Origin of the sequence: Bradyrhizobium sp. KB893862 SZCCT0404 (genome assembly GCF_018130885.1) — a bacterium.
Classification (GTDB): domain Bacteria; phylum Pseudomonadota; class Alphaproteobacteria; order Rhizobiales; family Xanthobacteraceae; genus Bradyrhizobium; species Bradyrhizobium stylosanthis.
This window is the reverse complement of record NZ_JAFCLT010000005.1, coordinates 325,661-345,761: the sequence shown is the minus strand read 5'-3', so window position 1 is coordinate 345,761 and position 20,101 is coordinate 325,661. Positions and strand designations below refer to the sequence as shown.

General features: G+C 65.5%; 20 protein-coding genes. 13 read left to right on the top strand and 7 right to left on the bottom strand.

Translation table 11 applies throughout. The annotated features are described in order from the left end of the window. Window positions 1–70: 70 nt before the first annotated feature. A complete protein-coding gene (locus tag JQ617_RS22280; RefSeq protein ID WP_212028144.1) occupies window positions 71–877 on the bottom strand; it encodes an undecaprenyl-diphosphate phosphatase in 807 nt (268 codons plus the stop codon). A 169-nt stretch (window positions 878–1,046) separates the two neighbouring features. On the opposite strand from JQ617_RS22280, the gene JQ617_RS22275 reads away from it, so the two are divergent. From JQ617_RS22275 to JQ617_RS22265, 3 genes are all read left to right on the top strand, one after another. Then, window positions 1,047–1,739: a glutathione S-transferase family protein gene (locus JQ617_RS22275; RefSeq protein WP_212028143.1), complete on the top strand. Its 693-nt coding sequence runs from the start codon at window positions 1,047–1,049 to the stop codon at window positions 1,737–1,739. A 96-nt stretch (window positions 1,740–1,835) separates the two neighbouring features. After that, window positions 1,836–2,993, top strand: a complete 1,158-nt coding sequence (queG, locus tag JQ617_RS22270; RefSeq protein ID WP_249157365.1) for a tRNA epoxyqueuosine(34) reductase QueG — start codon at window positions 1,836–1,838, stop codon at window positions 2,991–2,993. Window positions 2,994–3,201: 208 nt separating this feature from the next. Further along, window positions 3,202–3,990 (top strand): acyl-CoA thioesterase domain-containing protein, encoded by a 789-nt coding sequence (locus JQ617_RS22265; RefSeq protein ID WP_212028141.1) that lies wholly within the window; start codon window positions 3,202–3,204, stop codon window positions 3,988–3,990. 158 nt (window positions 3,991–4,148) lie between these two features. On the opposite strand, the gene JQ617_RS22260 is transcribed toward JQ617_RS22265, so the two are convergent. Further along, complete coding sequence (locus JQ617_RS22260) at window positions 4,149–4,616, bottom strand: nuclear transport factor 2 family protein (protein WP_212028140.1); 468 nt, start codon at window positions 4,614–4,616, stop codon at window positions 4,149–4,151. 200 nt (window positions 4,617–4,816) lie between these two features. Then, a complete protein-coding gene (locus JQ617_RS22255; RefSeq protein WP_212028139.1) occupies window positions 4,817–5,617 on the bottom strand; it encodes an alpha/beta hydrolase in 801 nt (266 codons plus the stop codon). Window positions 5,618–5,863: 246 nt separating this feature from the next. Here JQ617_RS22255 and infC point away from each other — a divergent pair, with 246 nt between their 5' ends. Then, window positions 5,864–6,403 carry a translation initiation factor IF-3 gene (gene infC, locus JQ617_RS22250; protein ID WP_082884999.1) on the top strand — a complete coding sequence of 180 codons (540 nt, stop codon included), beginning with the start codon at window positions 5,864–5,866 and terminating at the stop codon, window positions 6,401–6,403. 241 nt (window positions 6,404–6,644) lie between these two features. On the opposite strand, the gene JQ617_RS22245 is transcribed toward infC, so the two are convergent. Continuing rightward, entirely contained in the window at window positions 6,645–7,049 is a 405-nt protein-coding gene (locus JQ617_RS22245; RefSeq protein ID WP_063685651.1) for a hypothetical protein, read from the bottom strand. Window positions 7,050–7,323: 274 nt separating this feature from the next. Between JQ617_RS22245 and rpmI the strand changes: the two genes are divergently transcribed. Both rpmI and rplT read left to right on the top strand, forming a co-directional pair. Then, window positions 7,324–7,524, top strand: coding sequence for a 50S ribosomal protein L35 (rpmI, locus tag JQ617_RS22240; RefSeq protein ID WP_008539890.1), 201 nt, complete (start codon window positions 7,324–7,326; stop codon window positions 7,522–7,524). Window positions 7,525–7,603: 79 nt separating this feature from the next. Continuing rightward, complete coding sequence (rplT, locus tag JQ617_RS22235; protein WP_063685649.1) at window positions 7,604–7,963, top strand: 50S ribosomal protein L20; 360 nt, start codon at window positions 7,604–7,606, stop codon at window positions 7,961–7,963. Between the two features lie 8 nt (window positions 7,964–7,971). Here rplT and JQ617_RS22230 read toward each other — a convergent pair whose 3' ends face one another. Next, the gene (locus JQ617_RS22230; RefSeq protein WP_212028305.1) at window positions 7,972–8,385 is read right to left on the bottom strand and encodes a hypothetical protein; all 414 of its coding nucleotides are present in this window, start codon (window positions 8,383–8,385) and stop codon (window positions 7,972–7,974) included. Between the two features lie 151 nt (window positions 8,386–8,536). Here JQ617_RS22230 and pheS point away from each other — a divergent pair, with 151 nt between their 5' ends. From pheS to JQ617_RS22210, 4 genes are all read left to right on the top strand, one after another. Continuing rightward, window positions 8,537–9,619, top strand: a complete 1,083-nt coding sequence (gene pheS / locus JQ617_RS22225) for a phenylalanine--tRNA ligase subunit alpha (protein WP_212028138.1) — start codon at window positions 8,537–8,539, stop codon at window positions 9,617–9,619. Window positions 9,620–9,750: 131 nt separating this feature from the next. Further along, the gene (locus JQ617_RS22220; RefSeq protein WP_349630639.1) at window positions 9,751–10,200 is read left to right on the top strand and encodes an endonuclease domain-containing protein; all 450 of its coding nucleotides are present in this window, start codon (window positions 9,751–9,753) and stop codon (window positions 10,198–10,200) included. After that, complete coding sequence (gene pheT, locus JQ617_RS22215; protein WP_212028136.1) at window positions 10,197–12,605, top strand: phenylalanine--tRNA ligase subunit beta; 2,409 nt, start codon at window positions 10,197–10,199, stop codon at window positions 12,603–12,605. The genes JQ617_RS22220 and pheT overlap by 4 nt, the downstream gene beginning before the upstream one ends. A gap of 78 nt (window positions 12,606–12,683) precedes the next feature. Then, entirely contained in the window at window positions 12,684–13,454 is a 771-nt protein-coding gene (locus JQ617_RS22210) for a sulfite exporter TauE/SafE family protein (RefSeq protein ID WP_212028135.1), read from the top strand. A gap of 179 nt (window positions 13,455–13,633) precedes the next feature. Here the strand turns inward: JQ617_RS22210 and JQ617_RS22205 are convergent, their stop codons facing one another. Further along, window positions 13,634–15,022 (bottom strand): flavin monoamine oxidase family protein, encoded by a 1,389-nt coding sequence (locus JQ617_RS22205; RefSeq protein WP_212028134.1) that lies wholly within the window; start codon window positions 15,020–15,022, stop codon window positions 13,634–13,636. 192 nt (window positions 15,023–15,214) lie between these two features. Between JQ617_RS22205 and JQ617_RS22200 the strand changes: the two genes are divergently transcribed. Continuing rightward, a complete protein-coding gene (locus JQ617_RS22200) occupies window positions 15,215–16,180 on the top strand; it encodes a YiiX/YebB-like N1pC/P60 family cysteine hydrolase (RefSeq protein WP_212028133.1) in 966 nt (321 codons plus the stop codon). A gap of 264 nt (window positions 16,181–16,444) precedes the next feature. Here JQ617_RS22200 and JQ617_RS22195 read toward each other — a convergent pair whose 3' ends face one another. Continuing rightward, window positions 16,445–16,720 carry a metal-sensitive transcriptional regulator gene (locus JQ617_RS22195; RefSeq protein ID WP_063685637.1) on the bottom strand — a complete coding sequence of 92 codons (276 nt, stop codon included), beginning with the start codon at window positions 16,718–16,720 and terminating at the stop codon, window positions 16,445–16,447. Between the two features lie 72 nt (window positions 16,721–16,792). Here JQ617_RS22195 and JQ617_RS22190 point away from each other — a divergent pair, with 72 nt between their 5' ends. Both JQ617_RS22190 and nikR read left to right on the top strand, forming a co-directional pair. Beyond that, on the top strand, window positions 16,793–19,252 hold the full coding sequence (locus JQ617_RS22190; protein WP_212028132.1) for a heavy metal translocating P-type ATPase: 2,460 nt from the start codon (window positions 16,793–16,795) through the stop codon (window positions 19,250–19,252). 179 nt (window positions 19,253–19,431) lie between these two features. Beyond that, complete coding sequence (gene nikR, locus JQ617_RS22185) at window positions 19,432–19,878, top strand: nickel-responsive transcriptional regulator NikR (RefSeq protein WP_212028131.1); 447 nt, start codon at window positions 19,432–19,434, stop codon at window positions 19,876–19,878. The last annotated feature ends 223 nt before the right edge of the window (window positions 19,879–20,101 follow it).

Here is a 20,101-nt window from a genome sequence, read left to right as displayed (position 1 = left end):
ACAGCGTTTGTGGCACGATCCCGGATTACGCTTGCGTTCCATCCGGGCTACGGGCTGCGGACGGTAGATCTTACCGTCCAAGCGCCAGCGCGATCAGGCCGAGCGTACCGACGATGACGCGCCACCAGGCGAACACCGCAAACCCGTGGCGGGTGACGTAACCCAGGAACGTCTTGACCACGATGATCGCGGTGATGAACGACACCACGAAGCCGATCGCGATGATGCCCATGTGGTCCATCGTCATCTCGGAGCGGTTCTTGTAGAAATCGTAGGCGAACGCGCCGATCATGGTGGGAATGGCGAGGAAGAACGAGAACTCCGCCGCCGCGCGCTTGTCGGCGCCGAGCAGCATCGCCGCGACGATGCTGGCGCCGGAACGCGACACGCCCGGGATCATGGCCACGCACTGCGCGATGCCGATATAGAGATACATCAGCAGCGGAAACTTGGTGGCGTCGTGCTCGCGCGGCTTGAGGTCGAGCTTGTCGATCCAGAGCAGGATGGCGCCGCCGACGATCAGCGTGAAGCAGACGACCCAGGGATTGAACAGCACGCTCTTGATGTACTTGCCGGCGACGAGGCCGACGACGACAGCGGGCAGGAACGCGACCAGCACGCCGATCACGAAGCGCCGCGAATAGGTGTCGCCCGTGAAGAAGCCGACCACGACGTCCCACAGTTTCCTGAAATAGAGGCCGACGATCGCGAGGATCGCACCGAGCTGGATCAGAACGGTAAACGAATCCCAGAACGCGCCCTCGCCGAGATGGAAGAAGCGCTCGGCCAGCAGCAGGTGGCCGGTCGAGGACACGGGAAGGAACTCGGTCACACCCTCGATGATGCCGAGGATCACTGCCCGTATTGCATCTGACATATTTACGGTCCATTTCCGCTGGAAAAGCGGGGCTCTTCTCGCCTATTCCCCCTTCTCTCGCAATCGCAAAATGCGCCATCACGCTCTTGCTTCGCGGTTTTGAAGGACTAGTGTGGCGCCGCACAAACATTGATGGATTCTTAAGCACCATCAAATAGTCAAAGGCTTCATGTTTACGCTGTTTCATCATCCGTTCTGCCCGCATTCGCGCTTCATCCGACTGATCGCGGGCGAATACGGGCTCGACCTCAAGCTGGTCGAAGAGCGCAGCTGGGAACGGCGCGAGGCATTTCTGCTGCTCAATGCGGCGGGAACGACGCCTGTCCTGGTGGATGACGAGCAGCCGCCGATCCCGGGCGCGGCCATCATCGCCGAATATGTCGACGAGGCCTATGGCACCGGCATGGGACCCAAGCGTCTGATGCCGGACACAATCGGCGAGCGCGTCGAGGTGCGCCGCCTGATGGCCTGGTTCAACGAGAAGTTCTTCGAGGAGGTCTCGCACCCGCTGGTGACCGAGCGCATCTACAAGCGCTTCATGAGCGAGGAGAATGGCGGCGGCCCGCCCTCGGCCGACGTGATGCGCGCGGCCAAGGCCAACGTGCGCTATCATCTGGCCTATATCGGCTGGCTGGCGCAGACGCGCAATTTCCTCGCCGGCGACCGGCTCACTTACGCGGATCTCGCCGCCGCGGCGCATCTCTCGGCGATCGACTATCTGGGCGACGTGCCATGGAGCGAGGACGACGCAGCAAAGGCGTGGTACGCGCGGGTGAAATCCCGCCCGTCGTTCCGTCCGCTGCTGAGCGAATGGCTGGCCGGCGTGCCGGCGTCGCGGACCTACGTGGACCTGGATTTCTGATGAAGGTCGTCATGCCCGGGCTCGTCCCGGGCATCCACGCACTTTCTATTTCTGTGACTGCCGAGCAAGGTCGTCATGGCCGGGACGAGCCCGGCCATGACGACCGTGGATACATTGGTGAACAGATCCGGCATCGACATTAATCGACTCCGTGCTGCGCTGGATGAGCAAGCGCGCGCGCTCGGCTTCGACTGCATCGGCATCACGGCGCCCGGCACGATCGAGAAGGCCGGAGCGCATTTTCTGGAATTCATCGCCGCGGGCGGACATGGCGACATGGACTGGCTCGCCGCGCAGCCGGAGCGCCGGGTCGATCCGCGCGGGCTGTGGCAAGACGTGCGCAGCGTGATCATGCTCGGCGTCAATTACGGCCCCGACTCCGATCCGCTGGCGATCCTGCAAGAGCGCACGCGCGCGGCGATCTCGGTCTATGCGCAGGGCGACGACTATCACGACCTGATCAAGAAGCGGCTGAAGGCGCTGGCGCGCTGGCTGGTTGCGGCCGCGCCGAGCGAAGTAAAAGTGTTCGTCGACACCGCGGCGGTGATGGAGAAGCCGCTCGCGCAAACCGCGCATCTGGGCTGGCAGGGCAAGCACACCAATCTCGTCTCGCGCGAGTTCGGCTCCTGGCTGTTTCTCGGCGCGATCTACACCACGCTGGAACTGCCGCGCGATGACGCCGAGATCGATCATTGCGGCTCGTGCCGGGCCTGCCTCGACATCTGCCCGACCGCGGCGTTTCCCGCGCCCTACAAGCTCGATGCGCGGCGCTGCATCTCGTATCTCACCATCGAGAACAAGGGACCGATCCCGCACGAATTCCGCAACGCCATCGGCAACCGCATCTATGGCTGCGACGATTGCCTCGCGGCATGCCCGTGGAACAAGTTCGCGCAGGAGGGGCGCGAGGCAAAACTCGCCGCGCGCGACGAGCTGCGTGCGCCGGGTCTTGCGGAGCTCGCACGACTTGATGACGCCGCGTTCCGCGCGCTGTTCACGAAATCACCGGTGAAGCGCATCGGCCGCGACCGGTTCTTACGGAACGTGCTGATCGCGATCGGCAACTCGGGCGAGGTGACGCTGGCGGAGGAAGCGCGGCGATTGCTGGAGGACGCAAGCCCGCTGGTGCGCGGGGCTGCGGTGTGGGCGCTCGGACAGTTGGTGACGCGGGAGGAGTTTGCGGCGCTTCGCGCAAACGCCATTGCCGACGAGCGCGACGACAGCGTCCGTGAGGAGTGGCAGACCGCCGCCTAACCCTCGGTGTCATTCCCCGCCTTGTGCGCGCTTGCGCACTGGGGCGGGGAATCCAGCACGCCGCGGCTTCTCGATTCCATCACTGCCGTCGGAGTACTGGATCGCCCGCCTTCGCGGGCGATGACATCGTTGTTGTGGCCACGGTGTGCGCCTCACCACCCTTGATTTCCCCATCCATTCCCGCAAAGTCGCGCGCATGACAGCAAACATGCCTTTCTTCACCCGCGAGGGCGCTACATTCCATCCGACGGAAGTCGCGAACGGTCCATGGGACCCGAAATCGCTGCACGGACGCGTCATCGTCGGCCTGCTCGGCTTTGCCATCGAGGAGCGCCATTCCGGTCCCGAATTCGTGCCGGCGCGGCTCACCGTCGACATGTTCCGCCTGCCGACCATCGACAAGCCGATCGAGGTGACGACGCGGCTGGTGCGTGACGGCCTGCGCATCCGCGTGGTCGAGGCGGAATTATTCTCCGGCGGCGTCAGCATGGCGCGCGCTTCGTGCCAGCTGCTGCGCAAGACGCAGAATCCCGACGGCAATGTCTGGTCGCCGCCGAACTGGGACGTGCCGAAGCCAGCAGACATTCCAAAACCCACCGATCCCCGGCTCGGCATGAACGGCAAATGGACGACGCGCCCCATCGTCGGCCACATGGGCTCGCTCGGCCAGCGCCGGCTGTGGATGAGCGAGGTGCGCGAGCTGGTTGCCGGCGTGCCGATGACGCCGTTCGTCCATGTCGCCACCGGCGCGGATTTCGCCAGCCCCTTTGCCAATGCCGGCGACAAGGGGCTCGGCTACATCAACAGCGACGTGACGATCTATCTGCACCGCCTGCCGGTGACGAACTGGATCGGCTTCGACGTGGTGAACCACCAGGCCACCGAGGGCGTCGCGATCGGCGAATGCTGGCTCTACGACGAACAGGGCCCGATCGGCACCGCCACGGTCGCCGCGCTGGCGCAGCGCAAGCCGATGACGAAGGTGCCGCCGCCTTAGTTGGAATCGCAGACATCAGCCGCTTGCACCGCTGCGCTCCCTCCCCCCTTGCGGGGGAGGGTGGGGGAGAGGGGTAGCCACAAGCGAGATCTGAGTTCGTGGCCACCCCCCTCCCTGCCCCTCCCCCGCAAGGGGGGAGGGAATGAGAGAGCGGTGCATTACGCCAGATGCCGCTTCATCTCGCCCCGCGCCTTCAGCTCGGCGCCCTGCTTGGCGACGATCTTCGCGATCCGCTCCGGCGCGAACTTCAGATCGACGAACGCCGGCGCGGTGTTGGCGACCTCGTGGTAGTTCACGATCCTGCCGTCGCGCAGCGTCATGATCGCGACGCCCTCGAACATCGCCCGCGCGCCGTTCGCTTCCGGCAGGGTTGATCTGTAGCTGAAGGTGTAGCGCGCATAGAGCGTGGTGCCGTCGGACACGGGATCATGCATGTCCCAGCGGAAATCGGTCGCCGTGCGATAGAACCAGTCGTCGATCATCGCGGCGATCTTCTCGCGGCCCGCGAAGGCACCGTAGAAGACGTCGTGGTAGACGCCGTCCTCGGTGAAGAGGTCGGCGAACGCACGGCCGTTGCGCTGCTCGACGGCATCGCAGAAGGCGCGCAGCATGGCGGTGGCGGTCATCGGATTGCCTCCCGGTGTTCTTTGTTGTGCCCTCTCCCCTTGCGGGAGAGGGCAGCTCCGCTCGTTGACACGCATTCGCTCGGGTGAGGGGTCTGTCTCCGCAAGACCAGGTCTCATTTGAGCATGCGGAGACAACCCCTCATCCGGCTTCGCTTTGCGAAGCCACCTTCTCCCGCAAGGGGAGAAGGAAGGGAAACATCTCACCCGATCTCGGCCACCGCGGCAAGAATGCGCGCGATGTCCTGCGGGCGGGAGAGGCGGTGGTCGCCGTCCTGGATCAGGGTCAGCACGACGTCGTCGGCCGGCAGGCGATGCGTCAGCGCGAACGCATGCTGCCAGGGCACATCAGGATCCTGCGCGCCCTGCAGGATGCGGACGGGGCAGCCGAGATCGATGGCGCTGCCGAGCACGAGATGGTTGCGGCCTTCCTCGATCAGATTCCGCGTGATCGGATAGGGCGTGCCGTCGCCGTATTCCGACGGCCGCAGCCAGAAGCCCCTGGTCTCGATCTCCTTCTTCACCTCGGCCGGGAACGTCTTCCACATCAGCTCTTCGGTGAAGTCGGGCGCCGGCGCGATCAGCACGAGGCCTGCGAGCGAGCCCTTGCCTTGCTGTTTCTCTTGCCGCTTCCTGATCTCGCGCGCGAGCAGGAGCGCCATCCAGCCGCCCATGGAGGAGCCGATCAGGATTTGCGGGCCTTCACAGAACCGCTCGAACACCGCGACGCTGTCCTCGAGCCAGCTGCCGATGGTTCCATCGGCGAAATCGCCGCTGGATTCGCCATGGCCGGAATAGTCGAAACGGACCACGGCGCGGCCGTGGTCGCGGCCCCAGGCGTCGAGCGCCACGGCCTTGCCGCCCTGCATGTCCGACTTGAACCCGCTGAGCCAGACCAGGCCAGGGCCTTTTCCGGCGCGGCGGCGCACCGCGATCCTGCGTGCGGACGCGCCCTCGCCCAAATCGATGAAGTCGGGCACGGGATCAGGAATTGTGTCGGTCATGGAACGTTTACTCTGGCTGTGCGGTTTGAGCTGTCCGGGCTTGTTTTCGAAAGCACGGCGGGCATCGGCATTGCCCTTTGGGACGCTTGCGGAACAGAAACAACGTGTCTATGTCGGTCGGCGTGCCCAACCGTGACCAAAATGCCTCGCATTTGAGGGTTTTTCGACTGCGGTACGAGCGAGCTTGCCGCCAAACGCATCTTCCTTCAAAATAGGCCCTTCTTTCACAACTTTGGAGAACCACCCATTCGCCGTCCCAATAAAGCCCCGCCCGTTGCCAGCAAAGACGGGCCGCGCATCAATGATGATATTCGCAATGCGCAGATCCAACTGATCGATCAGACCGGTGACAACAAAGGCACGGTCGAGACCGTCGTGGCCATCCGCATGGCCCAGGAAGCTGGCATGGATCTGGTCGAGATTTCGCCGAATACCAGCCCTCCCGTCTGCAAGATCATGGATTACGGGAAGTACAAGTATTCCGCCCAGAAAAAAGCCGCCGAAGCCCGCAAGCGCCAGAAGATCGTCGAGATCAAGGAGATCAAGCTCCGCCCGATGATCGACGACCACGATTACGACGTGAAGATGCGCGCGATGCAGCGGTTCTTCGAAGAGGGCGACAAGGTCAAGATCACGCTGCGCTATCGCGGCCGCGAAATGGCGCACCAGGAGATCGGGACCAAGCTGCTGGACAAGATCAAGACCGACGTCGCCGAGCTCGCCAAGGTCGAGCAGGACGCGCGGTTCGAAGGCCGCCAGGTCGTCATGGTGCTGGCGCCGCGCTGACGGCAGTCGTCAGGACTTCAAGCGTTCAACGGCCCGTCCGGATCTCCGGCGGGCCGTTTTGTTTTGGTCGAGATGCGAGCCGCGAGCGCTGCGCCACCCTCTCCCGCTTGCGGGAGAGGGTGGCGCGAAGCGCCGGGTGAGGGCTTTCGCCTCTGGGGGACTGTCCCGTTGCGGAGGCACCCTCTCCCCAACCCTCCCCCGCAAGCGGGGGAGGGAGCGCACCGTCTGCTTGAAAACGATCTTACGTCCTGATCGCCTGCCAGGTTCCGCTGCACTGGTCTCCCATAATGATGCCCTTCCACGAGCCGGCGCCGTTCACGCCGGCGAGCCGGCCGCCGCCGGCCGCATGGGAGGCGCCGACCGAGACCTGGACCGCCACGGCGCCGCCACGGTTGATCCGGCCCGAGACCCGGCCGCCGCCGGCGGACGAGACCCGGCTGCCGGCAACGGTGAAGGGAACGCTGTAGCCGGAGCTGCAATTGCCCCGGGTGGTGGCGAAGGTGACGTTCCAGACGCCGTCATAGCCGCCGACGCGGGCATCGGCAGTCGAGGGCAGCCCGGCCGTGACGAGCACGGCGAGCAGCGCCAGATGGCGCGGGCGGACGACATCGGTCAGCGAGGAAAGAATTTGCGGGAAATGGGCCATTTTGGTCCTGCTTCTGGCGACAAGGCTTGGACATGAGGGGTGGCAACCTCCAATAGTCGGCGGGCAGGTTTCGGCGGTTCATCGTTGCCAATCGGCCTGTCCTCTGTCATAAGCCCAGCCTTCATCGCCCGGCTGATTAAGGGCTGCCGTGGCGGTGTTTCGTGCGGGTTTCGCGCTTGTTCGCAAAAACCTGAGCACAATCAACGCTCTAACGAGCATTTTTGACGGCCAGCCGCCTTCGCGGGCGGATTTCTTTGGCCATTAGGAGAGCCAAATGCCCAAGCTGAAGACCAAATCGGGCGCCAAAAAGCGCTTCAAGGTGACTGCCACCGGCAAAGTGATGCACGCCCAGCGCGGCAAGCGTCACGGCATGATCAAGCGGACGAAGAAGCAGATCCGTCAGCTCCGCGGCACCCGCGTGCTGTTCAAGACCGACGGCGACAACGTCAAGAAGTACTTCTTGCCGAACGCCTGATCGCGTCCACGATCATTGCATCCGTGCCGCGCATCCCGCGGCAATCCGATAACCAAAGTCATCTCTGAAGGATTTCGTCATGTCTCGCGTCAAACGCGGTGTGACCGCCCACGCCAAGCACAAGAAAGTCTACAAGGCCGCCAAGGGCTTCTACGGCCGCCGCAAGAACACCATCCGCGCCGCCAAGCCGGCCGTGGAGAAGGCCCAGCAGTACGCCTTCCGCGACCGCAAGCGTAAGAAGCGCACCTTCCGCGCGCTCTGGATCCAGCGCATCAACGCTGCCGTCCGTCCGTTCGGCATGACCTACAGCCGATTTATCGACGGCATGGCCAAGTCGGGCATCACCGTGGACCGCAAGGTGCTGTCGGATCTCGCGATCAACGAGCCCGCGGCGTTCCAGGCGATCGCCGAGAAGGCCAAGGCCGCTCTCGCAGCCTGAGGCTGACGCTAGCGGGCCTTCTGGCCCGCAGCCTTCAGCGCGCGTTGCGAATAGCGCTGGGCGACCTCCGCCCGGCAAAAAGCCGCGAACGAAAGATACATGGTGCCGGACTTGTTCCGGTACTTCTGGTCGCAAACGCGCATCTCGCGTTTGTAAGCCTGCTGCTGCGCCGTGTTGAGACCGGGCAGGAAGTCCGCCTCGCACTTCTTCTCGACGGCGGCGCCGAGCTGGACATCCCCGCTCGCGGTCAATTGGCAATCCCCGAACAGCTTCATCGCGCTTTCGCAGCTCTTCTGGGCGCCGATGGCCTCGACGACCTCGTCCAGCGTCATGGACTTGTCCATGCAGACCATGGCGCGCGCAGGGGTGCCGGCGACCGAGAGAACCACGACCAGAACGGCCAGACTGCATTTCGAAAGCATCACATAAAGTCTCCTCGTACCCCCGTTGGTCCCTCGCCCCCGCGCAAGGTTCAACCCAGCCGTTCCCAGCCCGAAATGACCGGCTTTTTGCTTGACGTTACGGCCTTCGGGCGGCGACAACCCAGCCGAATTTAGAGCCAAGGATTTGACTGTGTCCGACCTCGCAACGCTCGAAACATCCATCCTCGACCAGATCGCCGCCGCAGGCGATGAAGCCGCTCTCGAGGCGGTGCGCGTCGCAGCCCTCGGCAAGAAGGGCTCGATCTCGGCGCTGCTTGCCACGCTCGGCAAGATGTCGCCCGACGAGCGCAAGACGCAAGGCGCCGCGATCAACCTCGCCAAGGACAAGGTCACCGCGGCGCTCACCGCCCGGCGCGACGTGCTGAAATCGGCGGCGCTCGATGCGCGGCTCGCATCCGAAACCATCGACGTCACCCTGCCGCTGCGCGATGCGCCGGCGGAGGCCGGCCGCATCCATCCGCTGAGCCAGGTCTGGGACGAGCTGACCACGATCTTCGCCGACATGGGCTTCTCGGTCGCGGAAGGTCCCGACATCGAGACCGACGACTACAACTTCACCAAGCTGAACTTCCCGGAAGGCCATCCGGCGCGCGAGATGCACGACACCTTCTTCTTCCATCCGAAGGAGGACGGCTCGCGCATGCTGCTGCGGACCCACACCTCGCCGGTGCAGGTGCGCACGATGCTGACCCAGAAGCCGCCGATCCGCGTGATCTGCCCGGGCCGCACCTACCGCATCGATTCGGACGCGACCCACACGCCGCAATTCCACCAGGTCGAAGGCCTCGTCATCGACAAGCATTCGCATCTCGGCCACCTCAAATGGATCCTGCATGAGTTCTGCAAGGCGTTCTTCGAGGTCGACCACATCAACATGCGCTTCCGCCCGTCGTTCTTCCCGTTCACCGAGCCGTCGCTGGAAGTCGACATCCAGTGCCGCCGCGACAAGGGCGAGATCCGCTTCGGCGAGGGCGAGGACTGGCTGGAGATTCTCGGCTGCGGCATGGTGCATCCGAACGTGCTGCGCGCCTGCGGCATCGATCCCGACGAGTACCAGGGTTTTGCCTGGGGCATGGGCATCGACCGCATCGCCATGCTGAAATACGGCATCGCCGACCTGCGCCAGCTGTTCGACAGCGACGTCCGCTGGCTGTCCCATTACGGCTTCAAGCCGCTCGAAGTGCCAACGCTTGCGGGGGGATTGAGCTCGTGACGGCCGGCTGGGATACGATCGCACCAGCAGCAAGGACGCTCGGACTCGTGCCGGCGAAGACTCTCTCCGTTCCCTCCCCCCTTGTGGGGGAGGGTCAGGGAGGGGGGTAGCCGCGGATGCCGCACGCAGTTGTGAGCGAACGTCAGCGCAGCCGGGCCAAGCAGCTTCGGCGAGCGATGACCCGCGCCGAAACACTGCTGTGGCGCTATTTGAAGGCTAACCGTATGGATGGTGTCGGCATCCGTCGCCAAACTCCGATCGGAAGCTATATCGCCGATTTTGTGTGCTTCTCGTCGAAGCTCATCATCGAGCTCGATGGAGAGTCCCACGATTTCGAGGAACGTCGGAAGAAGGATGAGCGTCGCGACGCTTTCTTCGCAGCCGAGGGCTTTCAGGTTCTGCGCTTCACCAACGATCAGGTGATGACGAACCTTGAGGGAGTTGTTGAGACAATTCGCCAGGCCACTTCAGCCGGAGCCCGCGGCTCACCCCCCTCCCTGACCCTCCCCCACAAGGGGGGAGGGAACACTAGCACCGACCAAAGTAACTCCACCGACAAGAGCCGAGGCACACAGCCATGAAATTCACCCTCTCCTGGCTGAAGGATCATCTTGAGACCGACGAGCCGCTGGACAAGCTCGCCGACAAGCTCACCATGATCGGACTCGAGGTCGAGAACATCGAGGACAAGGCGAAGGCGCTGAAGCCGTTCACCATCGCGAAGGTGATCTCGGCCGAGCAGCATCCGAACGCGGATCGCCTGCGCGTGTGCATGGTCGACACCGGTGACGGTGGCGCGCCGGTGCAAGTCGTGTGCGGCGCGCCGAATGCGCGCAGCGGTCTCGTCAGCGTGTTCTCGCCCCCCGGCACCTACATTCCCGGCAAGGACATCACGCTCGGAATCGGCACCATCCGCGGCGTCGAGAGCCGCGGCATGCTGTGCTCGGCGGCGGAGCTGCAGATCTCCAACGACCATGACGGCATCATGGAATTGCCGGCGGACGCGCCGATCGGCGCCGGCTACGCCGAATGGGCCGCGCTCGGCGATCCCGTGATCGAGATCAACCTCACGCCGAACCGGCAGGACTGCACCGGCGTGCACGGCATCGCGCGCGACCTTGCCGCCGCCGACATGGGCAAGTTCAAGGACCCGACGATCAAGCCGATCAAGGGCGAATTTCCCTGCCCCGTGAAGGTCACGGTCGAGGACGCGACGCTATGTCCGGGCTTCGCGCTCCGCCTCGTGCGCGGCGTCAAGAATGGCCCGTCGCCGGAATGGCTGCAGAAGCGGCTGACCGCGATCGGCCTGCGCCCGATCAACGCGCTGGTCGACATCACCAACTTCATGACCTACGACCGCGCGCGCCCGCTGCACGTGTTCGACGCGAAGAAGGTGAAGGGCAATCTCGTCGTGCGCCGCGCGCGCGACGGTGAGACGCTGCTCGCGCTCGACGGCCGCACCTACAATCTCGACCCCGCGATCTGCGTGATCGCGGACGAGCACGGCGTCGAATCGCTCGCCGGCATCATGGGCGGCGAGGCCTCGGGCTGCGACGAGAACACCACCGACGTGCTGATCGAATCGGCGTTGTGGAACGAGATCAACATCGCCCAGACCGGCCGCAAGCTCGGCATCAACTCCGATGCACGCTACCGCTTCGAGCGCGGCGTCGACCCGGCCTTCATGGTGCCCGGCCTCGAGCTCGCGACCAGGCTGGTGATGGAGATGTGCGGCGGCGCGCCGTCCGAGAACGTCGTGGTCGGCAAGGCCTTCGGCGACGACCGCGTGATCGATTTCCCCGTGACGGAAGTGAAGCGTCTCTCCGGCATCGAGGTGCCGCAGGTGGAGATGAAGCGCATCCTGACCCATCTCGGCTTCATGATGGCCGGCCCCGGCCCGGTGGTGAAGGTCGCGGTGCCGTCGTGGCGCTCCGACGTGCACGGCAAGGCCGACATCGTCGAGGAGATCGTCCGCATCTTCGGCGTCGACAAGGTGCCGATGACGCCGTTCGAGCGCGGCGACGACGCGCGCAAGCCGGTGCTGACCCCGCTGCAGCTTCGCACCCGCCGCGCGCGGCGCGCGCTGGCGAGCCGCGGCATCATCGAGGCGGTGACCTGGTCGTTCATCACCAAGAGTGCGGCTGAACTGTTCGGCGGCGGACAGCGCGAGCTCGAAGTGGCGAACCCGATCGCGTCCGACCTCTCCGACATGCGCCCGACGCTGCTCGCGGGCCTGATCGCGGCCGCACAGGCCAACGCCAATCGCGGCGTCAGTGATGTCGCGCTGTTCGAAGTCGGTCAGGTTTTCAAGGGCGATCGTCCGCAGGACCAGTTCATGGCGGCCAGCGGCGTGCGCCACGGCTTCGCGTCGTCCGAAGGTCTCGGCCGGCACTGGACGGGCTCGGCGCAGGCAACCGTGTTCGACGCCAAGGCCGATGCGCTGGCGGTGCTGGCAGCCGCCGGCGCGCCGATGCAGGCGCTGCAGATCGTGTCCGGCGGACCGGCCTGGCTGCATCCGGGCCGCTCCGGCACGATCCAGATCGGCCCGCAGAACGTGCTCGGCTATTTCGGCGAGGTGCACCCGCGCGCGCTCGAGGCTCTCGGCGCTGACGGTCCGCTGATGGTGTTCGAGGTGATTCTCGACCGCATCCCGGAGGCGAAGAAGAAGCCGACCCGCGCCAAGCCGCTGATCGAGCTGTCGGCGTTCCAGCCCGTGTCGCGCGACTTCGCCTTCATCGTCGATCGCGGCGTGAAGGCCGCCGACATCGTCCGCGCCGCGCAGGGCGTCGACAAGAAGCTGATCACCGGCGTCAACGTGTTCGACGTCTACGAGGGCAAGGGCATCGACGACGGCAAGAAGTCGATTGCGGTCGCGGTCACACTGCAGCCGCGCGAGAAGACGCTGACCGATCAGGAGATCGAAGCCGTTGCCGCGAAGATCGTGGCGGAGGTCACCAAGAAGACCGGCGGCACGCTGAGGGCATGATGCCGAAAAGTGTGAAGCGGTTTTCGGACAACATCATGCTCCAGAATCATAGGGCATGATGCTCTGGAATAGCAGGGCATGAGTATCGCCGACTTCCTGCCGAAGGACGTCAGCCTCACCATTGCGATGGCGCTCTGCGCCGTCGCTTTCGTTTCCGGCACCGCGCGCGGTTTCTCCGGCTTCGGCTCGGCGCTGATCTTCATGCCGCTGGCGAGCAGCATCGCGGCACCCAGGCTCGTCGCGGCGCTGCTGCTCGTGATCGATTTCGTTGCGGCCGCGCCGCTGCTGCCCGACGCGTGGCGCAAGGCGGATCGCAAGGCCACCGCCGTGATCGTGCTGGGCGCGCTGATCGGCGTGCCCGTCGGCACCTACTTCCTCAGCGTGCTCGACCCCGTCACCACGCGCTGGATCATCTCCTGCTTCGTCGCGGCGCTGCTGCTCCTGCTGCTGTCGGGCTGGCGCTATCGCGGCAAGGACCACGCCTGGCTCTCGGTCGGCATCGGCAGCCTCTCCGGCTTCTGCAGCGGCCTCGCACAGACCGGCGGCCCGCCGATCGTCGGCTATTGGCTCGGCCGTCCCATCGCGCCGATCGTTGCGCGCGCCAACATCGTGCTGTTCTTCGGCGCCTCGGATTTCTTCTCGATGGTCAGCTACGCGACCACGGGCCTGATCAGTCGCGAATCGCTGCTGCTGTCGCTGATCGTCGGCCCGGTCTACGCCCTCGGCGTCGCCTTCGGCGCATCCCTGTTCGGCCGCGCCAGCGAACAGGTGTTTCGCGGGATTTGCTACGCGCTGATTGCGATGGCGGTGGTCTTCGGGCTGCCGGCGCTGGACGGAGTGTTGCGGTAGTGTCGTCCCGGCCTAGTGCGCAATTGCGCACGGGGGCCGGGACCCATACGCCGCAGCAGTCGTTGTTGCGCGAGATTGTCATTGGCTGTCTTCGCCAAACTACTGCTGCGGCGTATGGGTCCCGGATCTGCGCTTCGCTTGTCCGGGACGACAGCGGAGTGTGTTGCGGGCCCCTCGCCCTATTGCGGCCTCGCCCGCCGCTTCTTCGTCGACTGCGTCGGCACATCGGCCGGCTCGTCCCTGATCGCGCCGATCTTGCGCAGCGCGGCATCCGCGGCACGCTCGCCGCTTTCCCACGCGCCGTCGATGGTGCCCCACAGCGTTTCGTGGGTGGCTTCGCCGGCGAGGAAGACATTGCCGATCGGCTCGGTCAGGATCTTTCGCGACAGTTGGCCGCCGGGCGCGGACGCCGACATCGCGCCCATCACGTAAGGCGAGGCGTTCCAGCGCGTGGCGCTGGTCTTCTGCACGGCGGCGGCGGCTTCGCTGCCGAACAGTTTCGTGATCCATTCCCTGGCGAAGGCAACCATCGCCTTCTCGCCCTGCTCGGAGAGATCGCGGCCGAACGAGCCGCCGACGTCGATCGCGCACAGCGAGGATCCGCCGATATTGGCGTACATCAGCGCCGTGCGCGTCGAGTTGCTCTGCTCGATCAGGATGTCGTCGCGCGACAGGCCGAGCGGATTGCCCGGGAGCTGCAGCACGATGTGGTCGTAGCTGCCGAGGGTGAGCTTCGAGGCCGCGTCCAGCGTTCGTTTGGGGATGTCGGGCGCGAACTTGATCGCGCCTGACGTCAGCACGTTGATGGAGACGGTGATGATGGCCGCGCGCGCGGCGATCTTGCCGCTTTGCGTCTCGACGCTGACGTCGCGATTGCTCCAGACGATCCGGCTCGCCGGCGTCGACAGGGCGATTGGCGCCTGCTCGCCGAGCTTGGCGATCAGCGTGCCCAGGCCCTGGCGGCAGGCGATCGCGGCATTGCGGTCCTGCGCCCGCGACTTGTCGATCGCCGAGAGCTCCTTGAGGTCCTTGCCGGCAAAGCTCGCGCCCAGCATGAACTCGGTCGCGCCCGCCCAGTCGCCGAGATCCTTCGGCAGCACGGAGGCGCAGGAGGTGTCGAGCTTGCCGCGCGCGGCCTCGTCGATGGCGCGGTTGGCGCGGACCAGCGCCGCCAGGAATTCCTCGGTCTCGCCGGCGCGTGCGTTGCGGCGGCCGATGCGCATCTTCTGGCCGGAGGGCGCCTGCACCACGTCGAGCCCGGCGCTGCGCGCCAGGCGGATCATCGGATTGGTTTCGGGATTGTGCATCCAGCGCGCGCCGCGGTCGAACGGCACGTCGAAGGTCGTGGTATCCGTGATGCATCGGCCGCCGACCTGCGACGCCGCCTCCACCACCACGACCTTGCGATTGGCGGCCATGACGCGCCGCGCCGCAGCGATCCCGGCGGCACCCGCGCCGATCACGACGATGTCGGCCTCGCGCGGCAGGGGCGCGGCGTTTGCGCGCAGCACCGGCAGCGCGGCAAGGCCCGCCGAGGTGATAAGGAAACCACGGCGCGTGATTGTCATGTCATGGTTTCCGGGGACTTGCGGCAAACGGGAACAGCCCGCGAACCTTGCCGCATCTGATGCTGCACGGCAACCATCATGGTGAATCAATCGTGCTTGACCTCACAGAGAGATGAACCGAATTGCAAGACGTTTCGACCATGATAGAGAAGGGAAAAAAGACGGCCGGAAAAGGCTGTGGGGGAGTTCGACATGGGGACGGTCCTAGATTCAGTCGGCAAGGTGATTGCCGCGTACCTCTCGAAGGAGGTGCCGGGCTATGAGCCGTTCACGCCCAGCGACCCCGAGCATCTGCGCGGCGTCATCGAGCCCGGCGACGTGCTGCTGGTCGAGGGCAACAACCGCATCTCCGGCATCATCAAATATCTGACGCAGTCGACCTGGTCGCACGCTGCGCTCTATGTCGGTCCGATCGAGGGCGCGGTAGAGCCCGACGGCGAGCCGCATGTGCTGATCGAGGCCAATATCGGCGAGGGCGTCACCTCGGCGCCGCTGTCGAAATACTTCCCCTATCACACCCGTGTCTGCCGCCCGGTCGGGCTGTCCTATGAGGACCGCACCACGGTGTGCCGCTATGCGATCAACCGCATCGGCTTCGGCTACGACACCAAGAACATCCTCGATCTGATGCGCTTCCTGTTCCCGCTGCCGATACCGCAGCGCTGGCGGCGCCGCATGATCGCGCTCGGTTCGGGCGATCCCACCAAGATCATCTGCTCGGCGCTGATCGCGCAGGCGTTCGACGCGGTGCGCTATCCGATCCTGCCCAAGATCACCAAGGCCGGCAGCCGCGCCGCACGGCGCGAGATCCTGCACATTCGCGATTCCTCGCTCTACATGCCGCGCGACTTCGACATCTCGCCCTATTTCGAGGTGGTGAAGCCGACCATCGTCAACGGATTCGACTACACGGCCCTGCATTGGGCCGACAAGCAAAAGCCGCTCGAGGAGGTGGCGGGCACTTTCAGTGTGTTTCCAGAAACGCTCCGTGCGCCGCCGCTCGTTCCTGAAGCGATTGACGAAGAGACGCCGGTTGAAATTCCGGCTGAGGAAGTGAACGCCCAGCCCGCAGCGATGGCTGCCTCCTTCTGCGAGCATTTCGTGCAGCTCAGCGAGCTCGCAACGTATCGCGCGCGGGCGCGGGAGATGGCGGCTTAAGGTAACGTGTCGTCCCGGCGAAGGCCGGGACCCATACCGCGTGATCTGTCCATCGCACACGATCTTGGTACCGGCGCACGATCAACTTCTAATCTTCGTCAAACCACTCCCTGTGGTTATGGGTCCCGGCCTTCGCCGGGACGACGCCAGGGGGGCAGCCCGATCTCATCCCTCCACCGTCATTACGAGCGCAGCGAAGCAAGCCAGTGTCCCTCCGCGGAGACGGTCTGGATCGCTTCGCTGCGCTCGCAATGACGTAAAGAGCTACCTCTCCGCCCGTCCGATCACCGCCATCAGTTCCGCGATCTTCTCGCGCTGGTCGGCCTTGTCGCCGCTCGAGATCGCGTGCTCGACGCAATGGGCGACGTGGTCCTTCAAAACCTCTTCCTCGACCCGGCGCAGCGCGGCGCGTACCGCCGAGATCTGCGTCACGATGTCGATGCAGTAGCGGTCTTCCTCGACCATTTTTGACAGGCCGCGAACCTGGCCCTCGATCCGGCCGAGACGTTTTCCGACAGATGCCTTGATGTCCTTGCGCATGCGCTCTATATACCCCTACCGGGTATTGGTTGCAAGACCCAGCGGGACGATCGGCAAGGCCGGAGCATGACAATGAACAACAACGAACACGAGCACCGTCACGACGCGGACACGCATTCCGGATGCGGCTGTTCCGCAAAAGCTGAACAGCCGGCCAAGCCGGCGGCGACCTCGTGCTGCGGCGGCCACGGCGATCATTCCGGCCATGCCCATCATCACGGACATGACCACGGCGACGCCGGGGGCAGGGTCAAGGACCCCGTCTGCGGCATGACGGTCGATCCCGCGACCTCAAAACACCACCTCACACATCACGGCGAGACCTTCCATTTCTGCTCGGCCGGCTGCCGCACCAAATTCGCCGCCGATCCCGCAAAATATCTCGCCAAGAACAAGGCGCCCGAGCCGGAGATGCCCGCAGGCACGATCTACACCTGCCCCATGCATCCCGAGATCCGCCAGGTCGGACCCGGCAGCTGCCCGATCTGCGGCATGGCGCTGGAGCCGGAGGTGGCGAGCCTGGAGAGCGGCCCCAACCCGGAGCTCGCCGACATGACGCGGCGGTTCTGGATCGGCGGCGTGCTGGCGCTGCCGGCGGTGGTGCTGGAGATGGGCGGCCATCTCGCAGGACCCCACAACTGGATTGATCAGACGCTTTCGAACTGGATCCAGTTCGCGTTCGCAACGCCCGTGGTGCTGTGGGCCGGCTGGCCGTTCTTCGTCCGCGGCTGGCAGTCGCTCGTGACGCGCAACCTCAACATGTTCACGCTGATCGCAATGGGCACCGGCGTCGCCTACGTCTACAGCGTGCTCGGCACCGTCGTGCCGCAGATCTTCCCCGACACGTTCCGTGGCCATGGCGGCGCGGTCGCCGTCTATTTCGAGGCCGCGGCCGTCATCACCGTCTTGGTTTTGCTCGGCCAGGTGCTCGAGCTGCGCGCCCGCGATGCGACCTCGGGCGCGATCAAGGCGCTGCTGCAGCTCGCGCCGAAGACCGCGCGCCGCGTCGATGCCGATGGCAGCGAGCATGAGGTCGAGATCGACACGCTCCATGCCGGCGACCGCTTGCGTGTTCGGCCCGGCGAGAAAGTGCCGGTCGACGGTGTCATTCTCGAGGGCCGTTCCTCGCTCGACGAGTCGCTCGTGACGGGCGAATCCATGCCGGTCACCAAGGAGACCGGCGCCAAGGTGATCGCCGGCACGCTCAACCAGTCGGGCAGCTTCATCATGCGCGCCGACAAGGTCGGGCGCGAGACGCTGCTGTCGCAGATCGTGCAGATGGTCGCAGATGCGCAGCGCTCGCGCGCGCCGATCCAGCGGCTGGCCGATCAGGTCGCGGGCTGGTTCGTGCCGACAGTGATCGTCGTCGCCCTCGCCGCCTTCGCGGCGTGGGCCTGGTTCGGGCCTGAGCCGCGGCTCGCCTTCGGCCTCGTCGCCGCCGTCAGCGTGCTGATCATCGCCTGCCCCTGCGCGCTGGGCCTGGCGACCCCGATGTCGATCATGGTCGGCGTCGGCCGCGGCGCGCAAGGCGGCGTGCTGATCAAGAACGCCGAGGCGCTGGAGCGGATGGAGAAGATCGACACGCTGGTGGTGGACAAGACCGGCACGCTGACCGAGGGCAAGCCCAAGGTGGTCACGATCGTGCCTGCGGCCGGCTTTGCCGAGGACGACATCCTGCGCATCGCGGCCAGCGTCGAGCGCGCCAGCGAGCATCCCCTGGCCGACGCGATCGTGCGCGCGGCAAAGGAGAAGCAGCTTACCCTCGGCCAGGTCGAGGAGTTCGACTCGCCGACCGGCAAGGGCGCGACCGGCAAGGTCGAGGGCAAGTCCGTCGTGCTCGGCAATGCCCGGTATCTGTCGTGGATCGGCATCGACACCGGGGCGTTCGACACCGAAGCGGAACGGCTGCGCGGCGACGGCGCCACCGTGATCAACATGGCTGTCGACGGCCGGCTCGCCGGCCTGTTCGCGATCGCCGATCCCGTCAAGGCCTCGACGCCGGAGGCGCTGAAGGCGCTGGCCGAAGAAGGCATCAAGGTGATCATGCTGACCGGCGACAACCGCACGACGGCGGAGGCCGTGGCGCGCCGGCTCGGCATCGCCGAGGTCGAGGCCGAGGTGCTGCCGGACCAGAAGAGCGCGGTGGTCACAAAACTGCAGAAGGCCGGCCGCAGCGTCGCGATGGCCGGCGACGGCGTCAACGACGCCCCGGCGCTGGCCGCCGCCGAAGTCGGCATCGCCATGGGCACCGGCACGGACGTCGCGATGGAGAGCGCCGGCGTCACCCTGCTCAAGGGCGACCTCATCGGCATCGTCCGCGCGCGAAAACTGTCGCAGGCGACGATGAGCAACATCCGCCAGAACCTGTTCTTCGCCTTCATCTACAACGCCGCCGGCATCCCGATCGCCGCCGGCATCCTCTACCCGACCTTCGGCGTGCTGCTGTCGCCGATCATCGCGGCGGCGGCGATGGCGCTGTCCTCGGTGAGCGTGGTCGGGAATGCCTTGCGGCTGCGTGCGACGCGGCTGTGACAGTGAAGCCATTGCTCCCTCGCCCTCGCCACGCGCGCGGAACGCGGTAAGATGTGCGTAGCCCGGATGGAGCGTAGCGAAATCCGGGTTGTGTCAACGTTTCGAAACTGTCCCGGATTACGCTTCGCTCCATCCGGGCTACGGATCACGCACTAGGCAGTGCCCGCGGAGAGGACCTGATGCAGCGGATAACGATCACGATCGAGGACGATCTCCTGGCGGAGATCGACGCCGCGGCCGAGGCGCGCGGATACCAGAACCGCTCCGAGATCATCCGCGATCTCGCGCGCGCCGGGCTGCAGCAATCCACCGAGGACACCGCGCAGACCGGCCAATGCGTGGCCGGCCTCATCTATGTCTACGACCACGCCGCGCGCGATCTCTCAAAGCGGCTGGTGCAGGAATTCCACGGCCACCATGACCTCGCGCTGGCGACCCTGCACGTCCATCTCGACCACGACAATTGCATGGAGATGACGGCGCTGCGCGGCTCCGCCGACGAGGTCAAGCATTTCGCCGACCACATCATCGCCGAACGCGGCGTGCGCTACGGCCGCGTGGTGATGATCCCGACCGGCGAGGGCAGGCATGCGAAGGCGAGGAAGCACGGGCACCGGCACGAGTAGACTAGCCGCGCAGACGGTGCGTTTCCTTCTCCCCTTGCGGGAGAGGGTGGCTCGCCGCGCAGCGGCGAGACGGTGAGGGGTCTCTCTCCGCGCGCACCTCTTGCACTAGAATTTGCGGAGACAACCCCTCATCCGGCGCTTCGCGCCACCTTCTCCCGCAAGGGGAGAAGGGAAACGACCCCACGCCCTTGCCGAAGCCACATTGCATCTCTACTTCTCGCGC

Bases quoted from the DNA above. Each gene is read 5' to 3' on its own strand.
- JQ617_RS22280 (WP_212028144.1), bottom strand. From the start codon at position 877: ATGTCAGATGCAATACGGGCAGTGATCCTCGGCATCATCGAGGGTGTG.
- JQ617_RS22275 (WP_212028143.1), top strand. From the start codon at position 1,047: ATGTTTACGCTGTTTCATCATCCGTTCTGCCCGCATTCGCGCTTCATC.
- queG (WP_249157365.1), top strand. From the start codon at position 1,836: ATGACGACCGTGGATACATTGGTGAACAGATCCGGCATCGACATTAAT.
- JQ617_RS22265 (WP_212028141.1), top strand. From the start codon at position 3,202: ATGCCTTTCTTCACCCGCGAGGGCGCTACATTCCATCCGACGGAAGTC.
- JQ617_RS22260 (WP_212028140.1), bottom strand. From the start codon at position 4,616: ATGACCGCCACCGCCATGCTGCGCGCCTTCTGCGATGCCGTCGAGCAG.
- JQ617_RS22255 (WP_212028139.1), bottom strand. From the start codon at position 5,617: ATGACCGACACAATTCCTGATCCCGTGCCCGACTTCATCGATTTGGGC.
- JQ617_RS22245 (WP_063685651.1), bottom strand. From the start codon at position 7,049: ATGGCCCATTTCCCGCAAATTCTTTCCTCGCTGACCGATGTCGTCCGC.
- rpmI (WP_008539890.1), top strand. From the start codon at position 7,324: ATGCCCAAGCTGAAGACCAAATCGGGCGCCAAAAAGCGCTTCAAGGTG.
- rplT (WP_063685649.1), top strand. From the start codon at position 7,604: ATGTCTCGCGTCAAACGCGGTGTGACCGCCCACGCCAAGCACAAGAAA.
- JQ617_RS22230 (WP_212028305.1), bottom strand. From the start codon at position 8,385: ATGCTTTCGAAATGCAGTCTGGCCGTTCTGGTCGTGGTTCTCTCGGTC.
- pheT (WP_212028136.1), top strand. From the start codon at position 10,197: ATGAAATTCACCCTCTCCTGGCTGAAGGATCATCTTGAGACCGACGAG.
- JQ617_RS22210 (WP_212028135.1), top strand. From the start codon at position 12,684: ATGAGTATCGCCGACTTCCTGCCGAAGGACGTCAGCCTCACCATTGCG.
- JQ617_RS22205 (WP_212028134.1), bottom strand. From the start codon at position 15,022: ATGACAATCACGCGCCGTGGTTTCCTTATCACCTCGGCGGGCCTTGCC.
- JQ617_RS22200 (WP_212028133.1), top strand. From the start codon at position 15,215: ATGGGGACGGTCCTAGATTCAGTCGGCAAGGTGATTGCCGCGTACCTC.
- JQ617_RS22195 (WP_063685637.1), bottom strand. From the start codon at position 16,720: ATGCGCAAGGACATCAAGGCATCTGTCGGAAAACGTCTCGGCCGGATC.
- JQ617_RS22190 (WP_212028132.1), top strand. From the start codon at position 16,793: ATGAACAACAACGAACACGAGCACCGTCACGACGCGGACACGCATTCC.
- nikR (WP_212028131.1), top strand. From the start codon at position 19,432: ATGCAGCGGATAACGATCACGATCGAGGACGATCTCCTGGCGGAGATC.